Raw genomic sequence first — 16,677 nt, 5'->3', positions numbered from 1 at the left:
TACGGATAGCTTCTAAGTGAATTGGTTACATTATTGATTGTGGAGGTGAGAAAGATGAGTAAAAAACAACAAGGTTATAACAAAGCAACTTCTGGTGCTAGCATTCAAAGTACAAATGCTAGTTATGGTACAGAGTTTTCAACTGAAACAGATGTACAAGCTGTAAAACAAGCAAACGCACAATCAGAAGCAAAGAAAGCACAAGCTTCTGGTGCACAAAGTGCAAACGCTAGTTATGGTACAGAATTTGCAACTGAAACAGACGTGCATTCTGTGAAAAAACAAAATGCTAAGTCAGCTGCAAAACAATCACAATCTTCTAGCTCAAATCAGTAATGAAAGAAAAACACTTCTCTAATTCGGGAGAAGTGTTTTCTTTTTGCGTGGATCGTTGTAATGAAAAGAAAGCGAACGACATAACTTCTAATAAGTCAACAAATGTAGTCAAAGGAGAAGGAAGTTAACAATTAGAATTATGTAATTAGGAATAATAACTGATGAATAAGTCCAAAAGGGGGTAAGTAATGAACGATTTTGATAAGTTGGTAGGGGAGCAATTAGAAACGATGGATGAATTGTTAAAGTTACAAGCACATCTAGAGAAGTATCAACAAATTGAAATGAATGAAAAAGATACGTGCGATAAAAAAGAACTGCATTTTATCCGCCAGGAAATATATAGAACAGAAGTAGCGTTGAAGATGTTACATGAGAAATTTGAAGAACAAACGAATAGTGTAATTCAATCTTTTGCAACTGAAAAAATGATTTCAAATTTAGGATAAGATATATTGTTATCTTTAGGTGAAAAGTCCTTCTTTGTATGGAAATAGAGAAGGGCTTTTTCTATTACATGTCCTCGCTTATAAATAATACAGTACAATCCTTTTATCTCCTAAGAAGCGGTGGGGCATAGTATTCAACGATAAACCTCCTGCATATTCAGTTTGAAAAATAGAGTCTTATCCCTTTAGTTTTAAAATTTCGACAAAAAAGTTATAATAGAAAAAAAGTGAATGCCGTTCAAAGGGCATTTGCAGTTGAAAGAAGGGAGCATATATGGGATTTCCCAAAGAAGGAGAAAAAGTACAAATACATAGTTATAAACATAATGGCTCCATTCATAGAATGTGGGAAGAAACAACAATTTTAAAAGGGACACAGAGTCTTGTAATCGGAGCGAATGATCGTACAGTAGTTACAGAATCGGATGGCCGAACATGGATTACTCGTGAACCAGCAATTTGTTATTTTCATGCCAACTATTGGTTTAATGTGATTGGGATGCTTAGGGAAGATGGCGTATATTATTATTGTAATTTAAGCTCACCTTTTGCGTATGATCCTGAAGCATTAAAGTATATTGATTATGATTTAGATATTAAAGTATATCCAGATATGACATATACGCTTCTAGATGAAGATGAGTATGAAAAACATAGTGAAATTATGCAGTATCCACCTGTTATTGATACAATTTTAAAACGAAATGTAGCACATTTAACACAGTGGATTCATCAAAGAAAAGGTCCATTTGCACCAGATTTCGTAGATATGTGGTATGAACGATATTTAATGTACAGAAATTAAAACAAACCTGCAGGGGGCTTCCCGGCAGGTTTGTCCTATTAGAGGGGGGATTATGTGCAAGGCATAAAAAGATATTTACAATTTGTTAAACCATATCGATGGCTTATTGCTATTACAATTATTATTGGACTAGTTAAGTTCGGTATCCCACTTATTATGCCGTGGTTATTAAAGTATATTATCGATGATGTAATTCAAGGCGCTGGCTCACTTCAAGATAAAACATCTCAATTAATAACAGCGATTGGAATTGCTTTCTTTATTTTTGCGGTATTAAGACCACCGATTGAATATTATCGTCAATATTTCGCCCAACGTATCGCAAATACAATACTGTATGATTTGCGGAAGCATATTTTCGGTCACTTACAAAAGTTAAGTTTACGTTATTACTCCAATACAAAAACAGGGGAGATTATTTCGCGTGTCATCCATGATGTAGAACAAACGAAAGATTTTGTAATTACTGGTTTGATGAACGTCTGGTTAGATACTGCAACAATTGCTATTGCTATCATTGTTATGTTTTCTATGAATATAAAATTAACATTTGTTGCGTTATTGATTTTACCTATTTATGTAATTGCAGTGAAATATTTTTTCGGACGTCTTCGGAAATTGACGAAAGAGCGTTCACAAGCGTTAGCGACGATGCAAGGGTATTTGCATGAACGTATTCAAGGAATGCAAGTGACACGTAGCTTTGCGTTAGAAGAGTATGAGGGGAAGCAGTTTGAAAAAAGAAATAATGAATTTTTAACGAAAGCATTAACCCATACAAGTTGGACGGCAAGAACATTTTCGGCAGTAAACACGTTAACCGATTTAGGTCCGTTACTTGTGATTGGTTTTGCAGCATATGAAGTAATTCAAGGGCAGTTAACGCTAGGAACGATGGTAGCTTTTGTTGGATATATGGATAGTTTATATAGTCCGCTGCGCCGCCTTGTTAATTCATCTACAACATTAACACAATCTTTTGCATCGATGGACCGTGTGTTTGAACTGTTAGATGAAAAATACGATATTGTTAATGTACCAAATGCGGTACAAACGAAAAAATTAAATGGAGAAATTGTATTTGACAATGTTTCTTTTCGTTATAATGCAGATGAAAAAGAGATATTACACAACTTGTCATTAACTATGCAACCTGGAGAGAAAGTAGCGCTTGTAGGAGCGAGTGGGGGAGGAAAGTCATCTCTTGCTAGTTTGATCCCGCGTTTCTATGATGTTTCTGAAGGCACGGTTTATGTAGATGGCATAGATGTAAGAAAGTATAATATGAGAAATTTGCGTAGTCATATTGGAATTGTACTGCAAGATAATTTATTGTTTAGCGATACAATTGGAGCTAATATTTTATATGGAAATCCGAAGGCTACAGAGAAAGAGGTGATTGCAGCTGCTAAAGCTGCGCAAATTCATGATTTTATTATAGACTTACCAGATGGTTATAATACTGTCGTTGGAGAACGTGGTGTGAAGCTATCGGGCGGGCAAAGACAACGCGTGGCAATTGCACGAGTGTTTCTAAAGAATCCTTCGGTACTTATATTAGATGAAGCAACTTCAGCATTAGATTTAGAAAATGAAAGGTATATTCAAGAGGCGCTTCAGACGTTAGCTGCTGACCGGACAACGATTATAATTGCACATCGATTAGCGACGATTACGCATGTTGATACGATTATTTACATTGAAGACGGTGAGATTAAAGAGACTGGTTCTCATGAAGAGTTAATGCGAAAAAGAGGATTTTATTACAATTTATATCAACTTCAACATATAACAGAAACAGCTCCTTTAGCATAAAAGGAGCTGTTTTTTATTCGTCTTCTTTTTTATCATCGATTTGGAGTTCTTTTTCTGGTTTATGGTATGTGTAGAAGCTATCTACAAGCAAATCTAAATGCTCTACTTCTTCACTATAGTTAATGATGGAAGAAATAAGAGGGAAGAGATGTAACCATGTTTTATATGCTTCTTCATCGTCTTTATTTTGATATTCCATAAAGATATCAATTAATTCTTGTTTACCTGTTTCAACTTCATCAAGCATTTCAACTGATTGTTGTTTTTTTGCTTTACCAATAAATTTTAATAAAACTTGTTCATGATAATGCGTTAATGAGTCAAGTTCGTTTTGGATAGATTCCTGAAATTCTTCCGGCATATAGCGCAGTTCATTTTCAGTACGGTGTAATGATTTTAACGTACTTAAAGCACGGCTTGTTGTCGCTAACATTTGTCTGAATAAAACGAGCTTACGAATTTTTGCGAACTTTACTTTTTTCGTGTAGCTTCTTTCTTCTTTATACAGCAAATAGTAATGGTTTAGTTTGATCATTTTTTCTTTCATACGATCAATATCAGTTTTTAGCGTTGTAAAATCAGAAGCCTGCCTGCTATTCATTCGAATCCATTTTACAATTTCTTCTGTATTATCAACGATACGATGATAAAGTTTTGTTTCATATTTTGGCGGCATAAATACTAAATTTACAAGTGAAGCCGCAATAATACCAATCATAATCGTCGCAAATCGAAGTAAGGCAAAACTAAAGAAATCTTCGCCTTGATACTCCATAATGGCGATAACTGTTACTAAAGCAATTGATATTGTGTTTTCTAATCGTAATTGTAATGTAAGAGCAATTACTAATATACATGTTAATCCAATAATAAAAGGATTATGTCCAAAAGCAGTAGCAAATGCGATAGCAAATATCGCACCAATTACATTTGCTTGAATTTGTTCAAGTGCTGTTAAATAAGAACGGTATACAGACGGTTGGACAGCAAAGATAGCTGAAATTCCCGCAAATACCGGACTCGGTAATTGAAGTAAAATACAAGCAAATAAAGCTAACGTGATGGCAATACCCGTTTTTAAAATGCGAGCACCAAGTTTCATACCCTTAATAAGATCCTTTCTCTTGTCATAATGAATGTACAACATGATACTATACATTCATTACAATATGTTAGCAAGTGATATTTTAGTGACGTTAAAAGAAATTAGTGTTCATTTTATCCCGCTAATTGTGAGTAGTAAGATTCACGCCTCAAAATTCAGAAGCTGGATGCCGGTAAACGTCCGATTGGTGTAGGCTAATTAAAGTTTCACTTTATAATTTTTCCTAATTCCTTTTAAACATCAGTTTTTAGTAAAAAAACCTGCTGAATTTCAGCAGGTCTCAAATTGTTACTATAGATTACTATGAGAAGCGTACTTCGTCAATTTTTTCTTAATAATGAAAATTACTCATTTTACTCTGTTGAGATAGATGGATCTGCCTGTTCTTTTTTCGGGATAATCTCAAAAAACTTGTTCTGTATATCATCTAATAATGGTGTTAACAAAGCAACTTCCTCATATTGCTCGTGCTCGTTTAGTACACGAATATAGTCTAGCAATAATTCAGTTACATCTTTCAAACCATTTTTACTAATTGGTTGTAATGTAACATTTGCGCCTTTTGCGATTCTTCTTTTTAAGGCCTGTTCTGTTAAGCCTAAGTTTGAATCACGGCGCAAATAAACAACACCGCCAGTCATGCCAGCGCAAATCCATGGACCAGGGTCACCTAAAACAAGCGCTCGCCCATTTGTCATATATTCAAAAGCAAAACCTTTAATATTGGAGTATGCACCTATATTTCCTTGCTCTTTTTCACGGAGTGGTTTTGTTATTCTACCTCCAATTATCATGTCTGCCCCAGAAAGGCGAATGCCAGCGCGAGCATCAGCGTTCCCTTGCACGTATAGTGCCCCTTTTTGTGCACCATATCCAAATCCTTTTCCGACAGAACCGTTATAATATACTCCGTCTTTTCCTTTTGATTTCGTTATATAAATCCCACCACCAAAGGAAGTTTTACCAATGCCATCTTGTGCGCCGCCATTTACGTGTATAAATAAATTTTCACTATTGTAAGCACCTAACCCATTTCCGGGAATAGAACCATTCGTATACTTTAATGTAAGTGGTTCAAGTTGAGTAGCTTCATATAGTTTACTGCGAACGCGATAACATGATTCTAGACCACCCATAACGCGTTGCTCTACACCAACGCCTACCAATTCTTTTGAGTCAGCGGAATGAACTGTCTTAAATTGTTTTTCCGGTACGCCTTCTGTTGTTGTAACAGATGGATGTTCTATTATTTGTAGTAAATTACGTAAGTTTAATAAATTTTCGCCTCGAACTTGCTCTAATAAATCAGAACGCCCAACAATTGCTTGTAAATTTGTATAACCAAGCTGTCCTGTTAATCGTTTTAGTTCTACACCGAAAGAGGTGAATAAATTTAGCAGGCCAGCAACTGCGCTTTCTAATTCGCGTGGGACGAAGCGGCGTAACCCATGTTCTTTTGCTTGTGCTTCAGACTCGATTTGTGTCGCAATTCCAACATGGCAAGTATCTAGATGGCACCCACGGCAAGTAGTACAGCCGATTGCAATCATTGATAGTGTGCCAAATCCAATACGGTTTGCTCCGAGGAGCATGATTTTCAAGGCATCATTTACACTTCGAATACCACCATCTGCCCAAATCTCTACTTTATGTCTCATGCTTGCTTCTAATAAAGCGTTGTGAGCGGCTTTAACACCAATTTCTACAGGGAGACCTACATGCTGCAATGCGTGAATACGTGCAGCGCCTGTTCCGCCATCGAATCCGCTAATGTTAATAAAATCAGCGCCAGCTTTGGCGATACCGACAGCAATTGTTCCGATATTAGGAACAACAGGGACTTTCACGGCTACTTTGGCAAGTTGATTAGCTGTTTTAATTTCTGTAATCATTTGAGCTAAATCTTCAATTGAATAAATATCATGGTTATTAGAAGGTGAAATTAAATCTGAGCCGATTGTCGCATTACGTGCTTCAGCGATTTTGGCTGTCACTTTTGAACCAGGTAAATGCCCACCTTCCCCAGGCTTTGCGCCTTGACCGATTTTGATTTCAATTAAGTTTGATGAGTTTAGTAGTTCGGCATTTACTCCAAATCGCCCAGATGCCACTTGTTGTCCACGTGTATGTGGATATTTTCCAATCATATCTTTAATTTCGCCGCCTTCACCGTTCAAGCTAATCATATTTAGCTGATCGGCTGCTTCTGCATATGCGCGAAAGGCAATTTCGTTTTGAGAACCAAATGACATAGAACTAATAATAAATGGTAAATTATGATTTTTGATGCCGATAGATACTTCTTCAGTTGGAACGACATGTTTTGTTTGTTTTGTTTGTTTCGTTTGAACAAGGTGTCTGATTGCAATTGGATTATTCTCTTCTAGTTCACTTAACTTGTCACGGTAATCATCATAAGAATTTCCTTTTGCAACATCGCCGATTGCTTTCCAAATTCGCGGGAATATATGAAATGATTTTCGCATTCTAATTTTAGGATTGTTATAATCCTCTGCACGTATTTTTGCATCTTCAACAAGTGATTCAAGTGAAAAGGCTAAATCATTTGAACCGAAGAAATTTGTAATCTGTAATATATTTGCGATTTCTTCATGTAACCCAATAGATGAATAGAGACGTCCGTAACCACGTAACTCATGAATTCCAATTGTTGAAATGACTTTTTCTAATCCTTTATTAAGTGCATTATATAGATTCGTAATTGGTGTTTTTGTTCCATCATTTACAGTCGCGAATAATAAATATGGATTAATACCATCTGCTCCTAATCCATATAGCGTGACAATGTCATGTAAGGAGCGAAGAGCACCAGAACGTATAACGAGAGAACAATTGCGGCGTAATTTATTTTCACTTAATGCTTGATGTACTTTAGCAGTAACTAAATGTGGATCAATCCACAATCGTTCATTTAGATGGGCTTTTGCGTCATCTAATACTAGTAGGGAAGCGCCATTGTTAACAGCAGCTATCGCTTCAGAACTAATGCGGCTTAATGCGCATTGCAGAGTTTCTGACGAGCTGAATGTAGCAGAGATTGTGGCGATAGAGTTATGAGTCTTAAATAGCTCTATGAGTTGTTCGTACGTAATTGTGTGTAATTCCTCTGCAATAGGTTGTGCCACGCTGCCTTCTAAAATAATTGGTGAAAGCATTTCAACTACAAATGGCCGTTTTGCGCCGCTTAATAAACTTGGACGCTCTCCAAGTACAGTACGTGTAGAGAAGTGTTCAATTTCACGGTCACGGTCAATTGCAGGGTTTGTAACAACAGCTACACTTTCTTTAATAAAGTCAGCGATATTTCGTCTATCAGTATCGAGTGCGGCAAGTGGTGAGTCATGCCCAAGTGAGCGTATTGGCTCAACGCCTTTTGTTGCCATCTGTTCAAGAAGTTGAATATGTTCTCGGTCCCATCCGAAAGCGACGTATTGTTTCGTTTCAACTTGAACAGAATCACATAGCCCTTGGATTTTTTTCGTTTCAGGGATAGATAAATTTAAATGGTAATTGGTAGTATCAATTCGCTTTTTAAAACGGTTATATACTTGGATTTGATATTTGTCATATTCATAAAGAACAAGTTCATCTTGTTCATTCCATTTTAATCCGACTTTTTCTCCAGGAGCGAGTGGTTTTGGTTCTGCTACATATTTAGTTGGTGATACAACTCCAGGTTCAGAAGAGAAAATATAAGAGCTCTCTGTCTCTACTTTCCATACTGGGCGTAATCCAAGGGAATCAACGCTGAAAACAGCTTCATCTTTAAAACGGGAAATGATGCCAGCTGGTCCTTGTGCAAAATGTCCCCATGCTTCACGTATATACGTATATAAATCTTGTAAAGGTGTTTCATAAAGTTTAATTTCATTAATAATTGGTGGGAATAGAATTTCCATTGCTTCAAATAAGCTGTAGCCGTATTGAACAAGTAGGGTTTCTAAGGTGCGGTTTAAATCTTGAGAGTCACTGCCTCCTGCAGTAAGTGGTACATCAATCATTTCAGCTTGATCGCGTAATTTTGCAATTGTGTTAATTTCACCATTATGTCCGAGAATGCTAAATGGTTGTACACGAAAAAAATTAGATAATGTATTAGTAGAGTAGCGGTTATGTCCTAATGTCATAGTTGAAGCGATAAGCGGATGTTGTAAATCATTATAGTAGGCAACAAGCGTATCACCAGCACCTAGAACTTTATATACAACATGATCATGACTTAATGAAGCAACATGAATTGCTTCGTTTTCCTCTATTTTTATTGTGACAGAAAATAATGTTTGCTCAATATTTGTAATTTCGTTTTCTGCGATGAGGGCAACTTGCCAAAATAAAGGTTCTTCTTGTTTACCAAGTGGACCGAGCGCATCTGAGTTTGTTACATCATCACTTTCGAAAATGATTGCAAAGTTTTTGTTGTTTAATTGCGTACGAATATAATCTTTTAAGGCAGTAATGTTTTCTTTTTTATTTAGAAAAAAATGTCCAACGATAAAGTGGGGATGATCCACAATCGTTGGATTATATCCGCTACTTTTTAGTTTTTCATTCCAAAGCGTTTTTGGTATATCAATGTGAATGCCGATGCCATCGCCCTCGCCATTAATGAAACCAGCTCTATGATTCATTTTGACGAGTGATTGTATGCAAAGGTCAATGTTTTCTTTTGTAGCAATTTTTCGTTTCTCCATAACGGAAACGATTCCACACGCATCATGTTCTGCATTTCTATAATCTCGAAATAAAGACGGTGTCCATGTATTTTTTTTATTGAGCATCCGTCAATCCCCCCTCTTGTAAAAGTTAGAATAATCTTACTATTTAAGGTGCAAATCACCTTGTACACAGAGATAGTAATGCTGTAAAAGAATATAAAACAGATAATTATGAATAATTATACTATTAATACGTGATTTATGAAATAGAAAAAAGGAAAAAAGAAAGGTGAGCTTTCTTTTTTCCTTTTAATGAAGGGATTATTTATTGTCTGCTAGGGCAGCAAATGCTCTGCCTACAGCTTCGATTGTATATTCAATATCTTCTTTTGTATGTTCTGTAGTTAAGAACCATGCCTCGTATTTAGAAGGTGCTAAGTTAACTCCTTCTTGAAGCATAAGCTTGAAGAATTTACCGAACATTTCACCGTCTGTATCTTGTGCGGCATCGTAATCTTCAATTGTATTAGTTGTGAAGTATACAGTTAAAGCCCCTTTTAGACGATTTAATGTAATGTCGATATTATGTTTCGCTGCTTGCTCTAAAATTCCTTTTTCAAGCATTGCACCAAGTTCATCTAATTTCTCATAAAGCCCTTCTTGTTGAAGTACTTCTAGACAAGCGATACCTGATGCCATAGAAGCAGGGTTTCCTGCCATTGTACCAGCTTGGTATGCAGGTCCAAGCGGAGCAACTTGTTCCATAATTTCTTTCTTACCACCGTAAGCACCGATTGGTAAGCCGCCGCCAATAACTTTACCAAGCGCTGTTAAGTCAGGTGTAACACCAAGTAAGTCTTGAGCACCGCCGTACATAAAGCGGAAAGCAGTAATAACTTCATCATAAATTACTAGTGCGCCAGCTTCGTGAACAAGTTCATTCACTTTTTCAAGGAATCCAGGTTTAGGCTCTACAATACCGAAGTTTCCAACGATCGGTTCTACAAGGATAGCTGCTACTTCATGACCCCATTTATCTAAAGCTTCTTTTAAAGTTTCTACATTGTTAAATGGAACGGTAATAACTTCTTGTGCGATACTTTGTGGTACGCCAGCTGAGTCAGGAGTTCCTAAAGTAGAAGGGCCAGATCCAGCTGCCACAAGTACTAAATCAGAATGACCGTGGTAACAACCAGCAAATTTCATGATTTTTGTGCGACCTGTATAAGCACGAGCAACACGAATCGTTGTCATCACTGCTTCTGTACCAGAGTTTACGAAACGGACTTTATCTAATGCAGGCATTGCTTCTTTTAACATTTTTGCGAATTTTACCTCTAGCGCTGTTGGTGTTCCATAAAGTACCCCATTTTCAGCAGCTGTTGTAATTGCTTTTGTTATATGCGGATGAGCATGTCCAGTAATAATAGGACCGTATGCTGCTAAATAATCGATATATTTATTTCCGTCTACATCCCAGAAATAAGCGCCTTTCCCACGTTCCATAGCAACAGGAGCGCCGCCGCCAACTGCTTTAAAAGAACGAGAAGGACTGTTAACACCGCCAACGATATGCTCTAAAGCTTCTTTATGTAATGCTTCTGACTTTGTGAAATTCACTACAATTCATCTCCTTACAAAAATCTATGTATTATTCTAACATGTTTTTCGAAAAGACGTATTGTTTGTGATAGCGAAGGCAGTTGGGTAAACTATTCGTTGTGACATTTAGGAGGGGGGTCCGATTATGAAATCGGTAATTGAGGTACAAGGGTTACGTAAAGAGTTTACAGCCTATTCAAGTCGTCCGGGCTTAAAGGGTGCATTTCGCGATTTATTAAATCGTAATTATAAAATAGTACCAGCAGTAAATGATGTATCTTTTACTGTGAAGCAAGGTGAAATGGTTGGTTATATCGGTGAGAACGGTGCTGGTAAATCAACAACAATTAAAATGCTTACGGGGATTTTAACTCCGACATCAGGGCAAATCACAGTAAATGGAATGAACCCACATAAACAAAGAGAAGAATTTGTAAGAACAATTGGTGTTGTTTTTGGACAGCGTTCGCAACTTTGGTGGGATATTGCAGTACAAGAATCGTTTCGTTTATTAAAGAAAGTGTATGGTGTATCAGACGCTCAGTATAAGGAGCATATGGAACACGTAATTGAAACGTTAGATATAGGGCCCTTATTAGATAAACCAGTTCGAAAATTATCTCTTGGTCAAAGGATGCGTTGTGAATTAGCGGCAGCCTTAATTCATAATCCACCGTTATTATTTTTAGATGAGCCAACAATTGGGTTAGATGTACTTGTGAAATTGAAAATACGTGAATTTTTAAAAGAAATGAATGAACGTTATAAAACAACAATTTTATTAACAACACACGATATTACTGATATTGAAGCTTTATGTGAGCGCGTTATCATGCTGGATGAAGGAAATATTATGTATGACGGTTCTTTAAATAATCTTCGTACGCAGTGGGGAGCGGAGAAGGAAATTCACTTTCAGTTTGTTGCACCAGTTTCCTATCAGGCTTTATCAATGGTTATGCCAGATAATCATGTCGTTTGGTCGAAAGCAAAAGAGGAAAATGCATGGGTTGCAAAAATTCCGAATGAAGAAGTTATTATTTCAATGCTTATTTCTAAAGTAGTACAAGCCTTTCAAATTAAAGATTTAAAAATTAACGAAGTGTCTACAGAGGAAATTATTCGTAACATTTATGAAGAAGGTATTACGCATGGGTAAGTATATTGAAATGATTCGAATTCGCTTTTTAATGATGCTTGCGTATCGTACAAATTACTATAGCGGGATTTTAATTTATACGATTAATATCGGTGCTTACTATTTTTTATGGCAAGCAATTTATAGCGGAAAAGAGAATATTGAAAGTTTATCTATTTCGCAAATGACCACGTATATCGCAATCGCGTGGATGGCACGTGCCTTCTATTTTAATAATATAGATAGGGAAATTGCGATGGAGATTCAAGAAGGACGTGTGGCTGTAGAATTAATTCGTCCGTATAACTATTTGGGAATGAAAGTTATGCAAGGTCTTGGCGAGGGAATATTTCGTTTTGCCTTCTTTTCCATTCCAGGCATGGTTATCGTTACGTTATTATTTTCGTTGCAAATTACAACAAATTTTCAAACGTGGTTATATTTCTTCTTATCTTTAATATTTAGTTTTATTATTAATACACAAATTAATTTAATGACGGGAATGCTTACGTTTTTCCTATTTAATAATAGTGGGATTATGTATGCAAAACGCGTTGTTATTGATTTATTTTCAGGTCTATTATTACCAATTAGTTTTTATCCGCTATGGGCCCAAAAAGCAATGATGTTTTTACCGTTTCAGGCTATTAGTTATATTCCAAGTATGATTTTTTCTGAAGGTATACAGGGGAGTAAGTTGTATGAGGCTTTAGTATTTCAAGTGATTTGGGCGATTGTACTTATTATTCCAATTGTACTCATGTGGAGAACGGCGAGAAAACGTCTAATTGTACAAGGGGGATGATGAGATGCTATATATAAACTTATTTTTACAATATGCAAGTCAATATATAAAAACAAAATTGGAGTATCGAGGCGATTTTATCGTTGGTTTACTTTCTGATTTATCGCTTCAAGCAGTTAATTTAATATTTATTCTCGTTGTATTTGGGCATACACAAGCATTGAAGGGATGGAGTCGAGAAGAAGTAATCTTTATTTATGGTTTCTTTTTAGTACCATTTGCCATCTTTTCAGCTTTCTTTAATATATGGGATTTTAATGATCGATACATTATTAAAGGGGAGATGGATCGTGTATTAACGCGGCCGATCCATAGCCTATTTCAAATTATATTAGAAAGAATGGAACTTGAATCTTTAATTGGAGCTATTACAGGGATTGTTGTAATGGGATATGCAGCTGTGGAGTTACAATTATCTTTTTACTGGTATGATTTCTTCTTATTTATATTGATGGTAGGAGGAGGAGCACTTGTATATGGAGGTATATTTGTTACGCTGGCGAGCCTTGGTTTTTGGTCGGATGCGAAAAGTTCAATTATGCCTCTTATGTATAACATAGGTAATTACGGGCGCTATCCTGTTAATATTTATAATCGTGTAATTCGTTTCATTTTAACGTTTGTTTTACCGTTTGCGTTTGTTGGAGTATATCCAGCGGCATACTTTTTAAGAAAAACAGAATGGAATAGTTATGCATTTGCGACGCCAATTGTTGGTGTTATCTGTTTTACGATTGCAATCACCCTCTGGAACCAAGGGGTAAAAAGGTATCGTGGCGCGGGTAATTAATTATAGAAGCTTGTTCGTTTCTAAGGGATAAATCAGTTCTCCACCTCATACATATAAAATGAGGTGGAGGACATGTTATGGGGATTTATTCTATTAATTGCAGCAATCGCTATTTTGAAAAGTGTCCAATTATTATGGAGTTCCTATTCGGATTCAACGCGTTTTTTTTCGCTCTATAATTTGGCCACATTATTTTTAATCTATACAACAGTACTAATCGCATTTGGATTAAGTTACGTTGTATTAGAGGAAATGGGTTTCGCAGTTTTGAAAGAGGACGGAGAAAGTTTGAACGCTCATTCTTTTCAACTCGTCGAAGTTTGTTTATATTTTAGCGCAGTTACTTTATTGTCTGTTGGATATGGTGACATATCTCCGATTGGAATTGGGCGATGGATTGCAATCGCAGAAGCGCTAATTGGATATACACTCCCTTTTGCTTTTGTGATGAGGTCTGTAATAGACAATGAAAAATAAGGAAGCATTTGTTATAGTAAAGGAAAAGAGTAGGAGTGATAACTATGATTACAGTAGGAGAAATGGCACCAGAATTCACATTAGAGGGAAGTAACGGAGAAGAAGTTCGCCTAGCTGATTTCCGCGGTAAAAATGTAGTTCTCTATTTTTATCCGAAAGATATGACGCCAGGGTGTACAACTGAAGCATGTGATTTTCGTGATGCGTATGGAGTATTTCAAGAGAAGGATACGGTTATTCTTGGAGTAAGTCCTGATTCAGCGAATAGACATTTGAAATTCATTGAGAAACATGAATTGCCATTTACACTTTTAGTAGATGAAGATCATAAAGTAGCAGAGTTATACGATGTTTGGAAGTTAAAAAAGAACTTTGGGAAAGAGTATATGGGAATCGAGCGTTCTACATTCCTTATTAATAAAGACGGTGAACTTGTAAAAGAGTGGCGTAAAGTGAAAGTGAAAGGACATATTGAGGATGTTCTTTCTTATATAAAATAAATCTACATTGGAGATAAAATATGCAGAAACAAGGCAAGTGTCTATACATATTTTACTGCCTTACATAAAGTGGAAGTGTAGGGCATACCTCCTCAGATGATAGTATTCCAAGTGCGATTATGTCGCACTTTTTTCTATGGAATATATGAAGAAAAAAGGGAAAGATACATAAAAACAAGTCCTGAATATAAAAATAAACTACATACTTATAGTAGAAATATTGACGATTTATAAGAAAAGGAGTACACTCTTTATAAGAATTATAAAATAATAATCCGTATAGAATCGGGGTGCATGACGGTGGTCAAAGAAGAATTAAAAGAAGCGCTAGAAATGCTGAAAAATACGGGTGTACGCATTACTCCACAGCGTCATGCTATTTTAGAGTACCTTGTGGAATCAATGACGCACCCAACAGCGGATGATATTTATAAAGCATTAGAAGGTAAGTTTCCAAATATGAGTGTTGCAACTGTCTATAATAACTTACGTGTGTTTAAAGAGGTTGGACTTGTAAAGGAATTAACTTATGGAGACGCTTCAAGTAGATTTGATTATGTTACAAGTCAACATTATCATGTGATTTGCGAAAAATGTGGTAAGATTGTTGATTTTCCTTATGGAGGCTTGGAAAAGCTGGAAGAGGAAGCTGCGAAAACGACAGGCTTCGTTATCAATAGTCATCGCTTAGAAATTTATGGCGTTTGTCCAGAGTGTCATAAGGCGTAATATATAATAAAGAAAGAGGCTGACGGCTATACGTCAGCCTCTTTCTTTATTATATAAGGATTAGCGTGAGGTTAATCGGGATTTACAGTGCTAAGTTAGTAAGAAGGGTTAGATAAAAGTTTGTCGAATTTACTTTGTATTGGTGGAAATGAATTCTTGGAGGGGACATTTTGAAGAAATATGAGATTAAAAATAACATTCCAACATTGGAAGAATATAAATATTTATGTGATTCTGTGGGATGGACTAACTATATGAACTTTGAGGTGGCGGAAATATCACTTCAAAATTCGATTTACTGTATAACAGTCAAGGATAATAATCAAATCATCGGCATGGGGAGAATTGTTGGTGATGGGGCTATCTATTTCTATATTCAAGATATAGTGGTTCATCCAGAGTATCAAAAGAATGGTATTGGAAAGAAAATAATGAATACTTTAGTAGAATACTTAAATGGGAATGCTCCAGATAAAGCATTCATTGGTTTGTTTGCGTCGCAAGGTAAAACATCATTCTACGAAAAATATGATTTTAAAGATTATTCGCCTAATATGACAGGGATGTTTGCTGTTATTTCGAAAAAATAGGTGTAATAAATTTAATAAAACAATTAAAAAGTTGATTTTTTAAGAAATCAACTTTTTAATGAGTTGAAACGTTTGTAGTGTTGCAAATTCGTATTTCCCTTGATACTTATGATTTATAACTCTTCTTATTATACTTTTCATCAAATTCTTTTCCTTCTAGATCTCGATCTAGTGTTAAAGGTTGATTGCAGTGCATACATGCATCGACACGGCCCAGCATTTTGGTTGGCTTATCACAGCTTGGGCAAATAATTTGGATAGTCTTAGTAGATAACATACCAATCCAAAAGTAAACGACAGTGCTAGCGATAACAGCTAAAAAGCCAACCATCATAAACGTTGTCATAATAATAATGTTTTCGCGGAAAAAGACACCTAAGTATGCAATGAAGAGGCCGATAAATACTAAACTTAATGCAAAGGTCCGGATTTTATTGATTTTGTTTGAATACTTAATGCTCATTCTCACCACGCTCCTATACTAATAATATAACATAAAATTTAGAATTTTCACTCTCGTGTGAATTGATAAAGAGATAAGATATGAAATGAATAGGAGGGGAGCCAAGAATGAATGGACGCTATAATGATTTTTAAAGCGGATTTTAAGTTTTTAACGGGATGTGAAATTTTTTTATAAAAAGTATTGACCCTGTATATACTGCATGATATATTAATAACCGTCGCTGATGCGGAAACGCAGAAAACGACAAAAAAGAAATTAAAAAACTTAGTTGACATTGAAAAATGAAGATGTTAACATAAGGAAGTCGCAAATGAGCGACCAAGTAGTTCTTTGAAAACTGAACGAAACAAACAACGTGAAACGTCAATTTTTATTTTAGATGCTAGACAAACTA

15 protein-coding genes are annotated in these 16,677 nt (G+C 35.9%); 11 read left to right on the top strand and 4 right to left on the bottom strand.

Annotated features, from left to right (window positions below; genetic code table 11):
* The first annotated feature begins 54 nt into the window (after positions 1-54).
* The 4 genes from ACTFRU_RS24085 (at position 55) to ACTFRU_RS24070 (ending at position 3,405) form a co-directional block, all read left to right on the top strand.
* Positions 55-336, top strand: coding sequence for a gamma-type small acid-soluble spore protein (locus ACTFRU_RS24085; protein ID WP_000039046.1), 282 nt, complete (start codon positions 55-57; stop codon positions 334-336).
* A 188-nt stretch (positions 337-524) separates the two neighbouring features.
* Positions 525-785 (top strand): YgaB family protein, encoded by a 261-nt coding sequence (locus ACTFRU_RS24080; RefSeq protein ID WP_000997575.1) that lies wholly within the window; start codon positions 525-527, stop codon positions 783-785.
* 274 nt (positions 786-1,059) lie between these two features.
* Complete coding sequence (gene ntdP, locus ACTFRU_RS24075; RefSeq protein ID WP_000506622.1) at positions 1,060-1,590, top strand: nucleoside tri-diphosphate phosphatase; 531 nt, start codon at positions 1,060-1,062, stop codon at positions 1,588-1,590.
* A gap of 54 nt (positions 1,591-1,644) precedes the next feature.
* Positions 1,645-3,405 carry an ABC transporter ATP-binding protein gene (locus ACTFRU_RS24070; protein ID WP_001161598.1) on the top strand — a complete coding sequence of 587 codons (1,761 nt, stop codon included), beginning with the start codon at positions 1,645-1,647 and terminating at the stop codon, positions 3,403-3,405.
* Between the two features lie 13 nt (positions 3,406-3,418).
* On the opposite strand, the gene ACTFRU_RS24065 is transcribed toward ACTFRU_RS24070, so the two are convergent.
* The 3 genes from ACTFRU_RS24065 to hemL form a co-directional block, all read right to left on the bottom strand.
* A complete protein-coding gene (locus ACTFRU_RS24065; RefSeq protein ID WP_000765787.1) occupies positions 3,419-4,507 on the bottom strand; it encodes an aromatic acid exporter family protein in 1,089 nt (362 codons plus the stop codon).
* Positions 4,508-4,863: 356 nt separating this feature from the next.
* Positions 4,864-9,309 (bottom strand): glutamate synthase-related protein, encoded by a 4,446-nt coding sequence (locus tag ACTFRU_RS24060; protein ID WP_440037935.1) that lies wholly within the window; start codon positions 9,307-9,309, stop codon positions 4,864-4,866.
* A 198-nt stretch (positions 9,310-9,507) separates the two neighbouring features.
* Entirely contained in the window at positions 9,508-10,806 is a 1,299-nt protein-coding gene (gene hemL / locus ACTFRU_RS24055) for a glutamate-1-semialdehyde-2,1-aminomutase (RefSeq protein WP_001011863.1), read from the bottom strand.
* Positions 10,807-10,933: 127 nt separating this feature from the next.
* On the opposite strand from hemL, the gene ACTFRU_RS24050 reads away from it, so the two are divergent.
* From ACTFRU_RS24050 to ACTFRU_RS24020, 7 genes are all read left to right on the top strand, one after another.
* Positions 10,934-11,947, top strand: a complete 1,014-nt coding sequence (locus ACTFRU_RS24050) for an ABC transporter ATP-binding protein (protein ID WP_000843655.1) — start codon at positions 10,934-10,936, stop codon at positions 11,945-11,947.
* Positions 11,940-12,731 carry an ABC transporter permease gene (locus tag ACTFRU_RS24045; RefSeq protein ID WP_000521519.1) on the top strand — a complete coding sequence of 264 codons (792 nt, stop codon included), beginning with the start codon at positions 11,940-11,942 and terminating at the stop codon, positions 12,729-12,731. Before ACTFRU_RS24050 ends, ACTFRU_RS24045 begins: the two co-directional genes overlap by 8 nt.
* A 4-nt stretch (positions 12,732-12,735) precedes the next feature.
* Complete coding sequence (locus ACTFRU_RS24040; protein WP_000965773.1) at positions 12,736-13,521, top strand: ABC transporter permease; 786 nt, start codon at positions 12,736-12,738, stop codon at positions 13,519-13,521.
* Positions 13,522-13,593: 72 nt separating this feature from the next.
* The gene (locus tag ACTFRU_RS24035) at positions 13,594-13,998 is read left to right on the top strand and encodes a potassium channel family protein (RefSeq protein ID WP_000964343.1); all 405 of its coding nucleotides are present in this window, start codon (positions 13,594-13,596) and stop codon (positions 13,996-13,998) included.
* 44 nt (positions 13,999-14,042) lie between these two features.
* Positions 14,043-14,498 (top strand): thioredoxin-dependent thiol peroxidase, encoded by a 456-nt coding sequence (bcp, locus tag ACTFRU_RS24030; RefSeq protein WP_000633710.1) that lies wholly within the window; start codon positions 14,043-14,045, stop codon positions 14,496-14,498.
* 300 nt (positions 14,499-14,798) lie between these two features.
* On the top strand, positions 14,799-15,227 hold the full coding sequence (gene perR, locus ACTFRU_RS24025) for a peroxide-responsive transcriptional repressor PerR (protein ID WP_000237829.1): 429 nt from the start codon (positions 14,799-14,801) through the stop codon (positions 15,225-15,227).
* Between the two features lie 170 nt (positions 15,228-15,397).
* Entirely contained in the window at positions 15,398-15,817 is a 420-nt protein-coding gene (locus tag ACTFRU_RS24020) for a GNAT family N-acetyltransferase (RefSeq protein WP_000759736.1), read from the top strand.
* 106 nt (positions 15,818-15,923) lie between these two features.
* On the opposite strand, the gene ACTFRU_RS24015 is transcribed toward ACTFRU_RS24020, so the two are convergent.
* Positions 15,924-16,280 (bottom strand): YgzB family protein, encoded by a 357-nt coding sequence (locus tag ACTFRU_RS24015; RefSeq protein WP_000025058.1) that lies wholly within the window; start codon positions 16,278-16,280, stop codon positions 15,924-15,926.
* Positions 16,281-16,677: the final 397 nt, after the last annotated feature.

Origin of the sequence: Bacillus cereus group sp. MYBK220-1, assembly GCF_051916445.1 — a bacterium.
Classification (GTDB): Bacteria; Bacillota; Bacilli; order Bacillales; family Bacillaceae_G; genus Bacillus_A; species Bacillus_A cereus.
This window is presented reverse-complemented; position numbering and strand designations above follow the sequence as displayed.

Excerpts from the sequence above, each read along its gene's own strand:
- ACTFRU_RS24035 (WP_000964343.1), top strand. The coding sequence starts at position 13,594 with ATGTTATGGGGATTTATTCTATTAATTGCAGCAATCGCTATTTTGAAA.
- bcp (WP_000633710.1), top strand. The coding sequence starts at position 14,043 with ATGATTACAGTAGGAGAAATGGCACCAGAATTCACATTAGAGGGAAGT.
- ACTFRU_RS24060 (WP_440037935.1), bottom strand. The coding sequence starts at position 9,309 with ATGCTCAATAAAAAAAATACATGGACACCGTCTTTATTTCGAGATTAT.
- ACTFRU_RS24065 (WP_000765787.1), bottom strand. The coding sequence starts at position 4,507 with ATGAAACTTGGTGCTCGCATTTTAAAAACGGGTATTGCCATCACGTTA.
- ACTFRU_RS24080 (WP_000997575.1), top strand. The coding sequence starts at position 525 with ATGAACGATTTTGATAAGTTGGTAGGGGAGCAATTAGAAACGATGGAT.
- ntdP (WP_000506622.1), top strand. The coding sequence starts at position 1,060 with ATGGGATTTCCCAAAGAAGGAGAAAAAGTACAAATACATAGTTATAAA.
- ACTFRU_RS24050 (WP_000843655.1), top strand. The coding sequence starts at position 10,934 with ATGAAATCGGTAATTGAGGTACAAGGGTTACGTAAAGAGTTTACAGCC.
- ACTFRU_RS24015 (WP_000025058.1), bottom strand. The coding sequence starts at position 16,280 with ATGAGCATTAAGTATTCAAACAAAATCAATAAAATCCGGACCTTTGCA.
- ACTFRU_RS24040 (WP_000965773.1), top strand. The coding sequence starts at position 12,736 with ATGCTATATATAAACTTATTTTTACAATATGCAAGTCAATATATAAAA.
- ACTFRU_RS24085 (WP_000039046.1), top strand. The coding sequence starts at position 55 with ATGAGTAAAAAACAACAAGGTTATAACAAAGCAACTTCTGGTGCTAGC.
- ACTFRU_RS24045 (WP_000521519.1), top strand. The coding sequence starts at position 11,940 with ATGGGTAAGTATATTGAAATGATTCGAATTCGCTTTTTAATGATGCTT.